This window comes from Salinibaculum salinum, from assembly GCF_037645885.1.
Taxonomy (GTDB): domain Archaea; phylum Halobacteriota; class Halobacteria; order Halobacteriales; family Haloarculaceae; genus Salinibaculum; species Salinibaculum salinum.
This window is the reverse complement of record NZ_JBBENW010000025.1, coordinates 17484-31884: the sequence shown is the minus strand read 5'-3', so window position 1 is coordinate 31884 and position 14401 is coordinate 17484. Positions and strand designations below refer to the sequence as shown.

Sequence of the window (14401 nt, the reverse complement as noted above, 5' to 3'; positions counted from 1 at the left end):
GAGCGTTCCACCGGGGATTTAGTGGCCGCTTGCCGTGGGGTACATATGGACCTTCCACTCGTCGCGGTCGTGCTCGCTGGCGGTCGGGGCACGCGTCTCTACCCCGCCAGCAGTCCCGACCGTCCGAAACAGCACCTCTCTTTCGGGGGTGACCGCTCGTTGCTCGCCAGGACTGTTGACCGGGCCGGCTTCGCCGAGGAGACGTACGTCTTGACTCGACCCGCGTACGCGGACGACGTGCGCGAACACGCGCCCGCGGCCGGCGTTCTCACCGAACCCAAACCCCGCGATACTGGCCCGGCGCTCGTCTACGCTGCCCATCGCGTCCGCGAGCAGATTGGCGACTGTGTCATCCTCTCGATGCCAAGCGACCATTACATCGCGGGTGATTTCGCAACCACTGCCCGAACTGCTGCCCTCGTCGCTGCCGAGACAGAAGGACTGGTCACCGTCGGTGTCGAGCCGACCCGGTCAGCCACCGGCTACGGCTACATCGAACCCGGCGAAACCCGCGACGGCTACGCCAGCGTCGCCCAGTTCGTCGAGAAACCCGACGAAGCCACTGCACAAACGTACGTCGAGGCGGGTCATTACTGGAACGCGGGCATCTTCGCGTGGACCCCAACTGCACTCCTCGACGCTGCACGCGACTCCTCACTGGCACCGCTGGTTGACGCACTCGACGACGGCGACCCCGAACGTGGTTTCGGGGTCGTCGAATCGGTGAGCATCGACTACGCCGTCCTCGAACGCACCGACGACGTGTTCGTCGTCCCCGCGAGTTTCGAGTGGGACGACCTCGGATCGTGGGACGCCGTCGGTCGCGTTCTCGACAGCGATAGCGACGGCAACACCATACTCGGTGAGGGCCTGACAATCGACGCGTCCGACTGCGTTCTCGCCTCCGACGGCCACGTCAGCGTCGTCGGCGTCGACGGTCTCGTCGTCGCCTCGTACGACGGAAATACCCTCGTCGTCCCCCGCGAACAGTCCCAGCGCGTCCGTGAAGTCGTCGCCCAGTTAGACGAAGAGTGATCGGTTACTCCGGGTCCCAGTATCAAACTTGAGAAAGAGATATATTGCTGGGCGTTCAGTATCAAACGATGCACACACTCGTTCGCTTCTGGGTCGTCGTGCTCTCGCTGTTGACGGGAGTTGCGTCGCTTGGATATCTCTCGTTGTCCTTTCTATTCCCAGAGGTGCCGGTGTTTGCGGTCGATTCGGCCACGAGGCTGTTCGTGGTACTCATCGCTGCAACGGCGATTGTCGTCGTCGTCTGGGGGACACTGTCTGAGGAAAAGATTGTTCTCGATCAGTCGCGGAATCAGCCCTGAAAACGGCCGGGAAATCCCTGAGTGTGCACGGCACGGTGAAGGGAAACATCCATTAGGGGACGACTGTCTATGAACGAGTGAGCGCCGGTGTCTCACCGAGCGAAGCGAGGTGGGGCTCGGCGCGCGAGCGACCGAAGTGAGCGATGCGCGCCGGTGGTCTAGTGGTAGGACATGAGCTTCCCAAGCTCATAGCCCGGGTTCAATTCCCGGCCGGCGCACTTCTGCGACGAGTGGACGCGAGGAGCGAAGTCGCCAGAGGGAATTGAATCACGGCAGACCGAACGCAGTGAGGTCTGGCATCGGGTTCAATTCCCGGCCGGCGCACTCCCTTCGGTCGTTCGCCGCCCGACCCTCGCAAACGCTTCGCGTTTGCTCGGTCCCGTCGCGACTGTGTCGCGACGACCTTCGCGGAATCTCCGATTCCGCTCAGTCCCGACCAGCGCCTCCCTTTGTGTCTCTGAAATCTAACACGCGTCCACTCTTCTTTGTCGAACGCACCATATTTTATTGTGCAGCCCCAACCGCTATCCATGTCTGACGTAGCGCATGCCGAAAACCCGCTGGACCTCACTCTCTCGGAGTCCGAACTGGAGGCGTACCGCGAGCACATCACGACGTTTATCGAAGCGTCGACGGACGCTGCTGGCGTCGACGAGGCGATTATCGCACTCTCTGGGGGTATCGACAGCACACTCACCGCGTATCTCGCAGTCGAGGCGCTCGGCACAGACTCGGTGTACGGACTGGTTCTGCCGAGCGAGGTCAACCGCGACCAGAACATGAGCGACGCCGAGCGCGTCGCCAGCGAACTGCTGGGTATCGAGTACGATGTCGTCGAGATCGGGCCGATGGTCGATGCCGTGCTGGAGGGGACACCCGAGTCGATGCACGCGGACGACGAAGACCGTGCCAGGACTGCCGTGGGGAACCTCCGAGCGCGACTACGAGCGGTCCTCAACTACTTCGCGGCCAACAGCCGGAACGCCCTCGTTCTGGGGACCGGAAACCGAAGTGAGGCGCTCGTGGGATACTTCACGAAGTACGGTGACGGCGCTGTCGACTGTCTGCCGATTGCGCCGCTGTACAAACAGCAGGTCCGACAGCTGGCCCGTCACCTCGGTGTTCCAGAAGACCTGGCAGCCAAGACCGCGAGCGCGGAGCTGTGGGCAGACCAGACCGACGAGGAGGAGATGGGCGTCGACTACGACACGCTCGATTCGATTCTGGCACTCCACGTCGACGGGCCGCTCTCACCGTCGGCGACGGCACATCACATCGGTGTCGAGATTGGCCTCGTCGAGCGAGTGGCCGGGCTGTTCGAGCGGAGTGCACACAAGCGGGAGTTCCCACCGGGGCCGGGACCGCTGTACTGAGTGGTTAGCCTTCGGTCGTGACGATGATACGGATGAAATCACCCTGCTCTGGACGCTGGTCGCTCGACCCCGAGAGTTCGTACGTTTCCGGGCCGACAGGCTCACCGTCGACGGTGACCGTGACGTTTGTCCCGGTGTCGCTGTCGCGGTAAGTCGTGCCGTCGAAGGTGACGCTGTCGTCGCTTACATCGATGCCCAGCGTCGCCATCGCGTACTCCAGCGTGACGCCGGAAGCGTGTTTGTGCCAGACACGTCCGTCGCCACCCTCGAAGTGGAAGGCAGCGAACTCCTGGGGGCGCTGGAACTGGCTCTGACTGAAGTCCAGTTCCTGCCCGTCGATGGTGACGTTGATGAGACCGTGCCCGTGTTCGCTCTGACTCGGCTGGCCGGGCGTCTGTGCCACGTCGATACCGTTGACCGTCCCCGCCCCACCAGCACCGCCAGCACCGTGGACGAAGATGACGTAACCCACGATGGCGACAGCGACCGCGAGGACAATTCCGAGGACGACCGGTCCGGTCGGCAGTCCATCGTTGTCGTCGCCGGTCCCGAACTCCGCTTCGACCCGGCGACTGTCTATCGTTCCCAGTTCCCCCTCGTGTTCGTTCCGGAGGTGTTCGAGGTGTGACTGGTCGTCCTCGAACGAGGCGCCACAGTAGTTGCACTCCGGCATTGTCCCCTCCGACGAGTCTGAGACACTCAGCCGTTTCGGTTCGGCGGTTCGAACGACTCGATGAGACTCGTGAACGCCGTGGCCTCGCGACGTTCCTGCGTGTCGCTGTCTGCTCGGTCTCGAATGCGTGTTTTGATCGTTCGGATTGCGTCGGGGTCGTTGGCCGCGATCTCTGCTGCCACTGTCGTCGGGTCGGCGACGATGCGGCTGACGAGTCCCATCTCGAGTGCTTCCTCGGCGTCGACGGTCCGACCGGAGAGCGAGAGGTCCAGCGCGTTGCCTTCGCCGACGATTGCCGGCAGGCGGGTGGTCCCGCCCCACGCACCGAATAGGCCCAGCGCGACGCCAGTTTCGGCCAGCGTCGCGGCGGGCGTGGCCACGCGCACGTCACAGGCGAGTGCGAGTTCGACGCCGCCGCCGCGTGCCGGGCCGTCGATACCGGCGACGACTGCCCCGTCGTAGTCGGCGATGGCGTTTGCCGCGTCCTGGCCGCGCTCGGCGAATGCAGCCGCCTCGTCGCTGTCGAGGTCGGCGACGACGTCGAGGTCTGCACCGGCACAGAAAGCGTCGCCGGCCCCGCAGAGGTAGACGACTGGCTCGCTGGCGGTCTCGAACACCTCGACGAGGTCGTCGAGTCCACCACGCGTGAGCGCGTTGCGGCGGTCCGGGCGGTCGAGGGTCACGACGCGGTACTCGTCCTCGGCCGTGCTCCGTATCATGGTCTCTACTTCCTCGTTGTTTCCAAAGGTCTTTGCCTTCCCCGCCGCTAGAACGGTCTGATGGAGGAAGCCGCGGCGGTCCGCCGAGCCGCGATGGATGCAGTCGGCGACGTCGAACCTGTACCGCTCCGGGAGCGTATCGAAACACAGCTCGGTGAGGGGTCGATGGCACCAGGCGTGTTGACGATACTCACTGTCCGGGCCCTCGACACAGCTAGTGTCGACGCTCCAAATGGAGCCTTATCAGAGCCCGTCGCAGAGCGCGCAGCCGGCGTCCAGCTCATCTACGATGGGCTGCGACTGACCCGACAGCTCGCCGACGACGAGCCGTGGCTCTCGGGCGACAAAGACGACGGCGACCTCGCGGTGCTGGCCGCCGACGTACTCGTCGCCAGGGGGTTCTACCTGCTCGCGCGAACGGAAGCTGCCGACGCTGCTGTCAGCACGGTCCGTGCATTCGGTCGCGACCAGACCGTCAGCCGGGAGACCGGCGACGCCGCGCTCGCGCGGAATCTGGAAGCAAACGTCCTCGAACTGGCCGTCGTCGCCGGCGCGACGCTGGCAGACGGCGGCGTCGCACCACGTCTCCGGGAGTTCGCTGCGGATATGGCAAACGGGAGCCCCTTCCCAGACGCGGAGTCGTTCTTTCCCGAGACGGTCACGGACACTATCGGCCGACTCGGGACGGATGCGACCGGCGGTGCAGGTGTGACAACGTCCGCCGACCAGTGATGCGAATCGAAACGCCTAAAGACAGTACGACGCAACAGACTCATGCGTGCCTGGGTAGCTTAGCGGTAAAGCGCGTCCTTGGTAAGGACGAGACCCCGGATTCAAATTCCGGCCTAGGCTTCATCCGACCACACTTCTGCGAGGCGCTTCGTCGCCGAGCGACCGCTGTGGTCGGTGACACCGGATGCGGGATTTGAATCCCTGTCAGTCGCGCGCAGCGGAGCGAGCACGTCTGAATCCGGATTCAAATTCCGGCCTAGGCTTTCTCTCCCTGTAACGTCCGGTAGTTATCGGGTTCTTCGTCGGTGAAACAATGTCCACTGCGCAAGAACGAGTACCCGGGTGTGTTTCGGGTACACCGACGCAGTCCTGTGGTTATCAAAAAGTATCATGGATGAAACAGTACATTATTAAAAATTGGGCTCCACTAGTTCTAGCTTCTAGGCAGAGGTGTCGAAAATGAGGTACAGCGAAGAAAACAAAGTCGATGGAATCGTTCTCGTCCCCGATGGCTCGCAAGAGTATCTAAACCCGAGACAGGAGGTAACCTACCGGGAGCACCGGAGAGAACTCACACCATCAGTGGTCATGGTCGTGACCGTGGCTCGTGACCTGCGGACCCTGCTCTGCAAACGTCCCCGGGTCGTCTTCGAACGCTCGCTTGCAAGCGCTTGAACAGAAGTAGTACGTGGTTCCCTCGTGCGAAGTGCTCGGACTGTCATCGTCGGTTCGCATCCCACACACTGGGTCTCGGTACTGTCCGGGTGCGCCGAGTCCCCGTCGGTAGACGAACAGGAGGAAGCCGGAGAGGGTGAACGCGATGAGGTTGAGGTAGAACGTGTAGTTGAGTTCGAAGTAGGTCTGCTCGGCCGCCGTCTCCCCGCCTGCAAGATCGGGAACAATGCCGAAGGCGTCGAACAGTAACTCCATGAGGAAGCCGGTGAATGCCATCGTCACGAAGAAGACACCGAGAATGTACAGCATGACTTTCCAGCCGTAGTACTTCCGGTAGATGTTCAATACGGGAATCGTGATGAGATCGGCGTAGACGAACGCGATGACGCCCGCGAAGCTGATGCCACCGCCCCAGAGGGCGACCGCGAACGGGACGTTGCCCATACTGCCGACGAAGCTGATAACGGCGATGGTGACTCCCATAATTGCGTTCTCGGCAGTTACGAGCAGGCCATCACCCTGAATGAACAGCGTGTTCCACACCCACTGCGGGACGAAGACGATTACGAACCCTGAGATGAGAAAGCCCGCGATAACGTCCTTCCAGATCATCGACCACTCCTTGCGGTACTGATTACCGACCTTGTACCAGCCACCCCACGACAACAACTCCTCGCGCCAGCCGCCATTGCTCGACGTTTCCTGCAGATACGTCTCCATACAACCCTCAGAACAGAATTTCAGCGTCTCACCACCATCGGTCGTGAGCGTGTACTCGTCTTTGCCCTCCATCCCGCAGGTGGGGTCTTCAGTGACACCCGATTCCCTGTCGTGCGCAGTGAGCGTTGCTCGAATCTCGTCAAAGAGGCTTTCCGGGAGCGTCAGATGAACGATGACTGCCATGACGGCAATGAGGATGAGGCCGCCGAGCAGTTCAGCAACGAGGAACTCCCAGCCCAGCAGAATGAGAATCATCAATCCGAGTTCGACGATGAGGTTCGTCGACGCGAACATGAACGCCATGAAGTTCACGGCGTGAGCACCTTTTTTGAACAGCCCTTTGGCGATGGCGACGGCTCCGAAACTGCACCCACTGCTCGCCGCACCGAATACGGTCGCTTTCGCTACTCCAGCAAAATCACCCTCGCCGAGAAGCTGTGCCATCCGTTCCTTCGAGACGTACACCTGCACGAGACTCGTGATTGTAAGCCCCATAATAATCGCCCACACCGCCGTCCAGAGAAATCCGACACCGATACGGAGTGCTTCGAGAACTCCGTTGAGTATCGTCGCCTGCATAGGTGTACCAACGGAGGGCTAATCTATTGCAATTCCCCTTAGAAAATCAATCCTATCTGGCACCAAAACTATGGAATCTACGGAAAAACTCGAACTAGGACAGCGGAATCGAAGCCGCAACCACATTGAATAGTGACCTCGTATTGAGAGCTAGAGGCGGACCTCACGGAGAAAAAACATGTCAAAACAGGCAGACGATACACGACTTGTCGCGATTGTACTCCTCATCATCGGTGCGTTCGTCATCTTCCCGATGCTGTTCATGGGCTTTGGAATGATGGGATTCGGTCCGATGATGGGTGGAACGTGGGGGAGTGGAATGTGGGGCGGCGGAACGATCCCGGGCTGGATGTTCATCGCAGGAATTGTGATACAAATCTTGTTTCTGGTCGTCCTCATCGGCGGTGGCTACTTCATTTACCGGACAGTCACGGGACGTGATAGCGATTCGGATCAGGCGCTTGAAGAACTCCGTCTTGCGTACGCTCGTGGCGAACTGACTGACGAAGAGTACGAACAACGCCGAGACGCCCTCGAACGGGATCTCTGATCAGGGCAGCACGGGTCTGCGCAATGATTGGGAGCAGTCGAACATCCCTACATACGACGGAAGCTTCTCTCCCCACGTGCGTAGACCCATAGCCGCCGTGCCACGGACAGGGGGGCGGTGTTCATCCCGGAGGGTTTTGCCGATGGAACCCCGATACTGGGTATGCGACTGCGTGGCCGCCCGACGCTTCAGACGCTCACCGTCATCTTCGTCGTCTTCCTCGCCCAGCAGGTCATTAGCCTGTTCTGGACGGTCGAGTATCTCCTCTTTGTCCTCGATGCGACCGTGCTGGCGCGCCCGTGGGCGCTCGTGACGAGTGTCTACGCCCACAGCGGCCTCCCACACCTGCTGGCGAACCTGGTCGCGCTGGTTGTCGTCGGACCGCTGGTCGCCCGCAGGACGACCGCTATCCGCTACCACGTGTTCTTCCTCGCGACCGGTTCGCTCTCCGGGCTGGCGGAGGTGTTTCTCGGGGGGCTGGTCGGTCCGCCACACGCCGTCTGGGGTGCTAGTGGTGCAGTTCTCGCGTTTCTGGGCTATCTGCTCGGGGGGAACGTCGTCTCGACGCGGATTCTCGACCGCGTCCAGCTGTCCGCTCGTGCGCAGACCGTCCTGTTCGGTCTCATCGTCGTCGTTGTGACGGTGGTCGCCAGCGGTCCGGGCTCTGCGGTCATCGGTCACGCGACGGGGCTGGCCTGCGGACTGGCTGCCGGTCGAGTTGGTGCTCTCGATATCCCCCGGCGGCGGTCGTCGAACGCGAGTTACCGACTCTGACTGTCAGTCTCCTCCGAGCGGAGATTCGAGAACCACTCTCGGGTGAGCCGGAGGCGCCGGTCGAGCGCGCTGACGGCGCGCTCTGCCACCCGATTCAGCCAGGCGTTTTCTCCGTTCTCGTCGGTCACCTTGTCCGCGAGAACGATACTCACGACTGCAAGCCCCACGCCGGCGACGACGTCGACGCCCCAGTGGATGCCGAGGAACATCGTGGCGACGAGGACGCCGAGTGCGATTGACGTCGAGATGTACAGCCACGCCGGGTAAGTGTCTCGCGTGCGGTAGGCGAGCAGTGCGACCGTCGCCGCGATGGAACTGTGTAGCGACGGGAAGACGTTCGTGTTCGTGTTGATCTCACCAGTCAGTATTTGCGAGCGCGGCCACCACTCGTACATCAGCGACTGCACTTCGGGGTACAACAGGTTCCGCGGCCCGTAGGAAATAAACAGGACGTAACAGAGCACGCCGATGGTGTAGTTGAACGCGTAGGCGAGCATCAGCGTCCGAAAGGATCCCATCCTGTCTTTCGCGAGATAGGCGACGAACGGAAAGACCATCAGGAACACGTAGCCGTAGACGTAAATGAACGAAAAGAAGGCGATGACCTGGTCGGCGGGGACGACGCCGGTGTACTCCTGAACGCTGGCGGTCAGTTGCGCGACCCCCGGTAGAGTGAGGAAGCCCCCGGTCAGATACGCCTGGAGGTTCGCAACCAGGTCTCCCTCGATAGAGTAGATAGCCCCAGTTACCTGCCAGTCTAGCAGCCAAGAAAGTATCTCTCCGTACGTTCTCACGAGGGAATTTATCACCAGCACGATGGCAAGCAGCAGTATGTAGGGGTACACCGCTTCGAGGCGACTCACGAGATTGCGGCGTAATCGCCCGAGGCGGCCGATGCCGATGATAGTCAGCGAAAAGAAGAGGAGGAGGGCACCGACGACGAGGACGATCTGTCTGAGTAAGCCAAGCGGAAGCGACAGTATCATCTAGCTATCATCCTCCCAGAGTCGTCGTATTTGAAGCCAGCGTCTCTGAACAGTTTCCTGGCTCGTTCCGTATCGAACGTCCCGCTGTCGCCGATGAAGGGAACCTGTGGGTCGTGCCCCTGCCAGGCGAGGTCTGCGGGAACCCAGTCGGTGCCGTTCAGCGGTGTCACACCGGGTGTCGCATAGCCGTCTAGCGTCTCCTCGACGATGTGTTCCTTGTCGAGCAGTCGCATAATTAACCGTCGGAAGTGACCGTTTCCGAGTGGGACCTGCTGGGTGTTGAAGCCGACGTGATAGAACGTCCGTGAGTCGGCCGTGTACAGTTCGAGACTGTCGTACTCGCCGACCCGGGAGACGCTGTTCGGAGAGATACTCATCGCTGTCGCGTCCGCCTCGTCGTCGGCGACCAGTTCGACTGCGGCGGCGTCCGAGGGAACGATTCGGACCGAGAGCCGATTGAACGGGACGCCGCCGGTGAAGTACTTTGCTGGCTCTGTCGAGGGGTCGCGATGCAGGAAGTGATCGTCGAACCGAGTCAAGACGAGCGATTCGCCGTTGGTCGCTCCCTCGAACTGCAGGACGCCGCTACCCATCGGCTCGCTGTTCGACGTGACGAGCGCTTCCGTCGGGTACGGCGTCATGTTCAATCCGGCTGCCGAGGCCCGTGCCGTCATCGACTCCCAGACGTGCGCCGGGAGTATCGGTACCGTCAACGCTCGTCGTGCAACCGCCGGGTTCGTCTCTCCAAACTGCAATTCGACCGTCCGCGTGTTACGAACATCCGTCGATTCGACCAGCGCGGCACGACCCCGGAGGCGCGGTGCCGGGACTTCCGCTTCGCCGTTTTCGAGCGTCGTATCGTTCAGAAAACGGAACGTGAAAGCAACGTCGCTGGCAGTCAGCGGCTGCCCGTCGTGCCAGCGCAGGCCTGACCGGAGGTTTACTGTCGCCGTGGTAGTGCCGCCGGACCGCTCGATGTCCCAGCCGTCGGCCAACCACGGGTTGACGCTCCCGTCGTAACGGCGACCCAGCGGGTCGTACAACAGGTCCGTGAACGTCCCGTAGTAGCGGTGAACGGCCGACAGCGGATTCAGATTTTCCGTTGGCTTTTCGTCGGTCGTCGTGACGCGGAGTCGACCCTCGCCGTCCTCTGCGCGGTCGCGCTTGTTGAGCGCGATAAACGCCAGCGGATTCGTCGGCGAGAACTCGTCCCATCCGGTGTAGCGGTCGGTGCGTGCCGTCCAGATGTCCTTCGGAAAGGCGAGCACGCCGAACGGTTGCTCACGGGCAGTTTTCCGCTGGAGTTCGTCGACGGCGAGTTGTCGGTCGCTGTCGGTCGCCGCTCGCTGTGTTCCAAGTTGCTCGTCCACCGTCAGGTCGGTGTAGTCGAAGGGGTTCTGCCAGCCCGCCTCGCCGGTGAACACCGAGTGCATCATCGGACGCATCATGTCGGGCTCGTCGTGAGCCGGGTACTCGTCGATGTAGATATCGTACTCGTTGTTCATCAACACGTCCTGACGGAGTTCCGTTCGGGACTCCAGCTGGACGCGTGCGTCGATGCCAACGTCCACCAGCCGGTTGACAAGCTGGCGCGCAATCTGTGTGACCACTGCGTCAGTGTCTGCGGGGACCGCTTTGACTGTCAGTGAAAGCTGGGAGGGACCGCCGCCACCGAGGAAGTTTCGGACTGGGCCGACGCAACCGCCGGCCAACCCTGCACCGACGCCTGCTGCAGTCCCGAGGACTGCACGCCGGCTGACGGCCCGCTCCTCGTTGGCGTGCTCACCGCTCATCTCTGTTATGTCGTACAATAGTTAGTTCATATATAAGACTGCTGATTAATCCCGAAACCGCACCACGGAAACGCGGTCGTTGTGGTCCGCCGTAGTGGGATTTCACGGTGCTCGACGTCGTGGCGTTTCGGCGCTGTCCGGTCATCATTCGAGGAGAGCATCGAGTGCCAGTGGCACGTCACCACGGGTGTATCCTGCGACGGTTCCGTCGGGTCGCATTCGGTAGACGACGGCCGGTTCGTGCCCGGCTGCCGGGCGGTCGGCGGCGACGGCATTCCACTCGTCGTCCCGGAACGACGAGCAGTCGGCGAAGACCACCGCGTCTGCGTGGGCGCTGAGTTGGTCGTTCGTCTTTCCACCGACCGTCTCTCGGAGTGCGGCTGCGGGCGTCCCTGCCCGTCGGCGCGTCGGCGGTTCCGGTCGTGTCACTTCCACGAGTGTATTCGGTTCGTGGACGCGGAAATCGAGCGCGTGGCCCGAATCCAGTGCGACCTCGGGCGTGTAGTCGTAGCCGGTGTCAGTCAGGAGCTTGGCGGCGTTGAACTCGGCCATCGTCGCGCGCATCCGCACGAGGTCGACCGCTTCGCTGGTGCCGAGTTTCGATGCCATCGTGTACCGGTGGTCGTCCAGGTCTGTCGCCGAGAGGAGGCGGTCATAGAACTGCAGTCCCTCCTCGCGGGTCGCGTCAGGAAATCCTGACGCGTGCTCCCGAAAGAAGGCCCGCGTCGTCTCCTGCCCGTCCTTCGAGAACAGCACCGGGAGAAAGTACCACGAGACGTAGGCGTACTCGGCCAGCCACGGGTCCGAGACCTGCAGCTCGGTCAGCAACTCCCGCTGTGCCCATCGCGCGACGGGATAGGGGACTTCGGAGAACGTGTACTTGTCCGTCCGCCAGAGGCTCTTCGGGGTCTCGGTGTTACCCAGCCAGAACGCGTCCTCTCCCCACGCAAAGAGTGCGAGGTCGCCGTTGTCCATGCGGAGCTGGCACGCCTCGTACCCCGGCGGTGGGTCGTGAGCCGGCGCGCGCCGCTTGGCGCCGAAACGGCTGTGTAACGGCGCGTAGAGGTCTCTATCGACCCGCTCACTGGTCCACTGTCGCGTATCGCGTCGAAATCGTATCGGCCCTGCCACTGGGGAGTTCTAGGTCGGTGGGCACATATATACTGTCGGCCACGGGACGTTGATCCGACCGAATACCTCTATTAACCGTTACATTGATACGTACCAACTAGTAAGTGTGGGTGTGGTTCACAATGTCGATGGGCGCATATGACGAAGCCGAGCACGAACGCCGGGAACGAAAGAACAGCGAAGTCGACGCGAGTTTCGACGACGAACGCGACGAGTACGAGGGTAGCGTCGAGTACGAAGGCGGTGACTCGGCTGAGGAGCTCCTCGACCAGTTCAAAGAAATCAAGTCGAGCTAGTTCTCGCTCCGGATTTCAGGCAGGGCAACAGCCAGTCCCGTTACCGTCGAGACCGCGATAACGTGGCCGGCGACGGCAGCGAGCAGCACCGGCTGGTCCAGGAGGAAGGGAACGAACGCGAGTTGGAGCAGCCCGAAACCGAACGCTTCGAGGTCGGCTCTGCGCAGCGACCGGCGGGTTTCGGCGTCGAACCGGAACCGTGCCGACCGCCACAGCGCCGTGATCGATGCCCACCACCCCGTTCCGATGCGGTAGCACACGTCCCACAGTATCAGGAGCATCAGGTAGACCACCAGAATCGGCGGTTCAGTACCGAACAGCCGCGTTACAAGTGGCTCTGTTGCCGTCTGGGGGTCCCAGACGAACAGATGCGTGATGAGCGCGATGTAGGCCAGCACCGAGAGGACGACCTCGACGTTCGAGGAGAAGAGCAGTCGTCGGTAGGCGTCGGGGACGTCCTCACCACGCGTCACACGAGCGATGCGCAGCATCTCGGCGCTTCCGACTGTCGCGACGGCGACTGCAATCGTGCCCGCGATGGCGGCCGTCCAGAGCTGGTAGTACCACGCCAGCAGGAGGATTGCGACCTCGAACCCGACGAACTGGATGGCCAGGGCGACCGTCGGGCTGATGTGGATTCCCGGGAGCGCCCCGATGATACTCTCGTAGACCCACGTCTCGCCGTATTCCGGGGGGACTCTCTCGCCATCTTGGCGGGCGGTGCCGTCGTCCTGTCGTGGTGGTTGTCGGTCGTGCTCGCCGCCGGCCATCAGGCCTGGCCCCCGGTCTGTTGGACCGCTTTCGCAGTGGGGTCATGCTCGCCCTGGTTGGCCGCGAGCGCGCGCCTGACGGCCGTCACGAACGGCGTCACCTCGAAGTCGAGGTGGTCGCGGATGCTGTCGTCCCGGACGACGACGGCGTTTCGGAGACCGTCGATGAGCGGGCGAGCCACCTCGGGGTCCACGTCTGTGACGAACCCGACCCAGTACGAGGAGAGTCGCGGCGTTAGCACCGGAACAGGAATGATAGTCGGCACTCTCCGGTCCATCTCGCGTGCGGTTAGACGGAGGATTTCACCGTAGGTCAGCACGTCCGGACCGCCAATCTCGTAGGTCTCTCCCGCCGTCTCCGGGTGGTCGAGCACCCCGACGAGGTAGGAGATGACGTCGTCGATAGCGATTGGCTGACACTCGTTTTGCACCCAGCGCGGCGTCACCATTATCGGCAGGCGGGAGGCCAGTTGCTTGACCATCTCGAAGCTGGCGCTGCCGTGGCCGATGATGATGGCCGCCCGAAGCGTTGTCAACTCGTAGTCTCCCTCGCCGAGCACCTGTTCGACTTCGCGACGTGACTGGAGGTGTCGAGAGAGTTCTTCGCCTTCCTCGCCGAGGCCGCCGAGGTAGACGACGCGGTCGACGCCGGCCGCGCTCGCGGCGTCGGCGAAGTTCTTCGCTGCGGTCCGGTCGCGCTCCTCGAAATCCTCTCCTGCTTTCATCGAGTGAACGAGATAGTAGGCCGCGTCCACACCGGCGAGGGCAGCGTCGAAACTGCCGGGTTCCAGCAGGTCGCCTTCGAACACCGTGACATCTTCGCTCTCGTCGTATCGAGTGGCATCTCGGACGAGTACGCGCACGTCGTGGCCGGCGCCTCGCAGCGCCGGCACGAGTCGACCCCCGACGAATCCGGTTGCCCCCGTCACAAGTACGTCCATATCTGACCTGTCGGTCTCTGTCGTCTTAATTCGGTGGCCCAACTGCTGTGAACCGCCCCCTTCGCCGCGACGACGGAAACTGTTTCAGCCTCGGTCCCCCAGAACCAGGTATGGCACGCCAACCCTGTGACGGGTGTGGCAAACAGGTATCGATAGCCGGCGGTATCGCGAACCTCTGGACGCTCGAGAAAGACACCACCGGCGGCATCGAGCTCGAACTGGCCGACGGCACGGAGCATTTCCTCTGTTTCGAGTGCATCGAGCGGCTGCCAGACGACCACGACGTGACAGCCGAGGACGTGGCTGCACTCTCGGAGTGACCGAGTACCATCCGATAGCTTAAGACGGGTCGCGC

Annotated in this window: 16 protein-coding genes and 2 tRNA genes; 10 read left to right on the top strand and 8 right to left on the bottom strand. The window is 62.2% G+C overall.

What is annotated here, in order from left to right:
* The first annotated feature begins 45 nt into the window (after window positions 1–45).
* The 4 genes from WDJ60_RS17160 (at window position 46) to WDJ60_RS17145 (ending at window position 2707) form a co-directional block, all read left to right on the top strand.
* Window positions 46–1035 carry a mannose-1-phosphate guanylyltransferase gene (locus tag WDJ60_RS17160; protein WP_340101932.1) on the top strand — a complete coding sequence of 330 codons (990 nt, stop codon included), beginning with the start codon at window positions 46–48 and terminating at the stop codon, window positions 1033–1035.
* A gap of 68 nt (window positions 1036–1103) precedes the next feature.
* A complete protein-coding gene (locus tag WDJ60_RS17155; protein ID WP_340101931.1) occupies window positions 1104–1334 on the top strand; it encodes a hypothetical protein in 231 nt (76 codons plus the stop codon).
* Between the two features lie 147 nt (window positions 1335–1481).
* Window positions 1482–1552, top strand: a tRNA-Gly gene (locus WDJ60_RS17150).
* A 312-nt stretch (window positions 1553–1864) separates the two neighbouring features.
* Complete coding sequence (locus WDJ60_RS17145) at window positions 1865–2707, top strand: NAD+ synthase (protein WP_340101930.1); 843 nt, start codon at window positions 1865–1867, stop codon at window positions 2705–2707.
* A 4-nt stretch (window positions 2708–2711) separates the two neighbouring features.
* On the opposite strand, the gene WDJ60_RS17140 is transcribed toward WDJ60_RS17145, so the two are convergent.
* Together WDJ60_RS17140 and WDJ60_RS17135 are read right to left on the bottom strand one after the other, a co-directional pair.
* Window positions 2712–3380: a co-chaperone DjlA gene (locus WDJ60_RS17140; protein WP_340101929.1), complete on the bottom strand. Its 669-nt coding sequence runs from the start codon at window positions 3378–3380 to the stop codon at window positions 2712–2714.
* 26 nt (window positions 3381–3406) lie between these two features.
* Window positions 3407–4099, bottom strand: coding sequence for an enoyl-CoA hydratase/isomerase family protein (locus WDJ60_RS17135; RefSeq protein WP_340101928.1), 693 nt, complete (start codon window positions 4097–4099; stop codon window positions 3407–3409).
* A 60-nt stretch (window positions 4100–4159) separates the two neighbouring features.
* Here WDJ60_RS17135 and WDJ60_RS17130 point away from each other — a divergent pair, with 60 nt between their 5' ends.
* Together WDJ60_RS17130 and WDJ60_RS17125 are read left to right on the top strand one after the other, a co-directional pair.
* Complete coding sequence (locus tag WDJ60_RS17130) at window positions 4160–4831, top strand: DUF7114 family protein (RefSeq protein WP_340101927.1); 672 nt, start codon at window positions 4160–4162, stop codon at window positions 4829–4831.
* Between the two features lie 48 nt (window positions 4832–4879).
* A tRNA-Thr gene (locus WDJ60_RS17125) sits at window positions 4880–4951 on the top strand.
* Window positions 4952–5410: 459 nt separating this feature from the next.
* Here the strand turns inward: WDJ60_RS17125 and WDJ60_RS17120 are convergent.
* Entirely contained in the window at window positions 5411–6805 is a 1395-nt protein-coding gene (locus WDJ60_RS17120) for a permease (RefSeq protein WP_340101925.1), read from the bottom strand.
* Window positions 6806–6983: 178 nt separating this feature from the next.
* On the opposite strand from WDJ60_RS17120, the gene WDJ60_RS17115 reads away from it, so the two are divergent.
* Both WDJ60_RS17115 and WDJ60_RS17110 read left to right on the top strand, forming a co-directional pair.
* The gene (locus WDJ60_RS17115; RefSeq protein ID WP_340101924.1) at window positions 6984–7355 is read left to right on the top strand and encodes an SHOCT domain-containing protein; all 372 of its coding nucleotides are present in this window, start codon (window positions 6984–6986) and stop codon (window positions 7353–7355) included.
* Window positions 7356–7517: 162 nt separating this feature from the next.
* Entirely contained in the window at window positions 7518–8129 is a 612-nt protein-coding gene (locus tag WDJ60_RS17110) for a rhomboid family intramembrane serine protease (RefSeq protein WP_340101923.1), read from the top strand.
* Here the strand turns inward: WDJ60_RS17110 and WDJ60_RS17105 are convergent.
* The 3 genes from WDJ60_RS17105 to WDJ60_RS17095 all read right to left on the bottom strand — a co-directional run bounded on the left by WDJ60_RS17105 (window position 8117) and on the right by WDJ60_RS17095 (window position 12039).
* Window positions 8117–9115 (bottom strand): phosphatase PAP2 family protein, encoded by a 999-nt coding sequence (locus WDJ60_RS17105; RefSeq protein WP_340101921.1) that lies wholly within the window; start codon window positions 9113–9115, stop codon window positions 8117–8119. The two genes, WDJ60_RS17110 and WDJ60_RS17105, sit on opposite strands and share 13 nt — an antisense overlap.
* On the bottom strand, window positions 9112–10908 hold the full coding sequence (locus WDJ60_RS17100; protein ID WP_340101920.1) for an ABC transporter substrate-binding protein: 1797 nt from the start codon (window positions 10906–10908) through the stop codon (window positions 9112–9114). Before WDJ60_RS17100 ends, WDJ60_RS17105 begins: the two co-directional genes overlap by 4 nt.
* Before the next feature lie 144 nt (window positions 10909–11052).
* Window positions 11053–12039, bottom strand: coding sequence for a DUF5784 family protein (locus WDJ60_RS17095; protein WP_340101919.1), 987 nt, complete (start codon window positions 12037–12039; stop codon window positions 11053–11055).
* 122 nt (window positions 12040–12161) lie between these two features.
* On the opposite strand from WDJ60_RS17095, the gene WDJ60_RS17090 reads away from it, so the two are divergent.
* Window positions 12162–12335: a DUF5786 family protein gene (locus WDJ60_RS17090; RefSeq protein WP_340101918.1), complete on the top strand. Its 174-nt coding sequence runs from the start codon at window positions 12162–12164 to the stop codon at window positions 12333–12335.
* On the opposite strand, the gene WDJ60_RS17085 is transcribed toward WDJ60_RS17090, so the two are convergent.
* Window positions 12332–13105: a DUF7530 family protein gene (locus WDJ60_RS17085; protein WP_340101916.1), complete on the bottom strand. Its 774-nt coding sequence runs from the start codon at window positions 13103–13105 to the stop codon at window positions 12332–12334. The two genes, WDJ60_RS17090 and WDJ60_RS17085, sit on opposite strands and share 4 nt — an antisense overlap.
* Complete coding sequence (locus WDJ60_RS17080; protein WP_340101914.1) at window positions 13105–14046, bottom strand: NAD(P)H-binding protein; 942 nt, start codon at window positions 14044–14046, stop codon at window positions 13105–13107. The genes WDJ60_RS17085 and WDJ60_RS17080 overlap by 1 nt, the downstream gene beginning before the upstream one ends.
* 110 nt (window positions 14047–14156) lie before the next feature.
* Between WDJ60_RS17080 and WDJ60_RS17075 the strand changes: the two genes are divergently transcribed.
* A complete protein-coding gene (locus WDJ60_RS17075) occupies window positions 14157–14366 on the top strand; it encodes a DUF7561 family protein (protein ID WP_340101913.1) in 210 nt (69 codons plus the stop codon).
* Window positions 14367–14401 lie beyond the last annotated feature (35 nt).

What these genes read in the sequence shown, in the direction of transcription:
- WDJ60_RS17135 (WP_340101928.1), bottom strand. Translation starts at nt 4,099, where the DNA reads ATGATACGGAGCACGGCCGAGGACGAGTACCGCGTCGTGACCCTCGAC.
- WDJ60_RS17100 (WP_340101920.1), bottom strand. Translation starts at nt 10,908, where the DNA reads ATGAGCGGTGAGCACGCCAACGAGGAGCGGGCCGTCAGCCGGCGTGCA.
- WDJ60_RS17080 (WP_340101914.1), bottom strand. Translation starts at nt 14,046, where the DNA reads ATGGACGTACTTGTGACGGGGGCAACCGGATTCGTCGGGGGTCGACTC.
- WDJ60_RS17155 (WP_340101931.1), top strand. Translation starts at nt 1,104, where the DNA reads ATGCACACACTCGTTCGCTTCTGGGTCGTCGTGCTCTCGCTGTTGACG.
- WDJ60_RS17140 (WP_340101929.1), bottom strand. Translation starts at nt 3,380, where the DNA reads ATGCCGGAGTGCAACTACTGTGGCGCCTCGTTCGAGGACGACCAGTCA.
- WDJ60_RS17085 (WP_340101916.1), bottom strand. Translation starts at nt 13,105, where the DNA reads ATGGCCGGCGGCGAGCACGACCGACAACCACCACGACAGGACGACGGC.
- WDJ60_RS17115 (WP_340101924.1), top strand. Translation starts at nt 6,984, where the DNA reads ATGTCAAAACAGGCAGACGATACACGACTTGTCGCGATTGTACTCCTC.
- WDJ60_RS17145 (WP_340101930.1), top strand. Translation starts at nt 1,865, where the DNA reads ATGTCTGACGTAGCGCATGCCGAAAACCCGCTGGACCTCACTCTCTCG.
- WDJ60_RS17130 (WP_340101927.1), top strand. Translation starts at nt 4,160, where the DNA reads ATGGAGGAAGCCGCGGCGGTCCGCCGAGCCGCGATGGATGCAGTCGGC.
- WDJ60_RS17090 (WP_340101918.1), top strand. Translation starts at nt 12,162, where the DNA reads ATGTCGATGGGCGCATATGACGAAGCCGAGCACGAACGCCGGGAACGA.
- WDJ60_RS17120 (WP_340101925.1), bottom strand. Translation starts at nt 6,805, where the DNA reads ATGCAGGCGACGATACTCAACGGAGTTCTCGAAGCACTCCGTATCGGT.
- WDJ60_RS17110 (WP_340101923.1), top strand. Translation starts at nt 7,518, where the DNA reads ATGCGACTGCGTGGCCGCCCGACGCTTCAGACGCTCACCGTCATCTTC.
- WDJ60_RS17075 (WP_340101913.1), top strand. Translation starts at nt 14,157, where the DNA reads ATGGCACGCCAACCCTGTGACGGGTGTGGCAAACAGGTATCGATAGCC.
- WDJ60_RS17160 (WP_340101932.1), top strand. Translation starts at nt 46, where the DNA reads ATGGACCTTCCACTCGTCGCGGTCGTGCTCGCTGGCGGTCGGGGCACG.
- WDJ60_RS17105 (WP_340101921.1), bottom strand. Translation starts at nt 9,115, where the DNA reads ATGATACTGTCGCTTCCGCTTGGCTTACTCAGACAGATCGTCCTCGTC.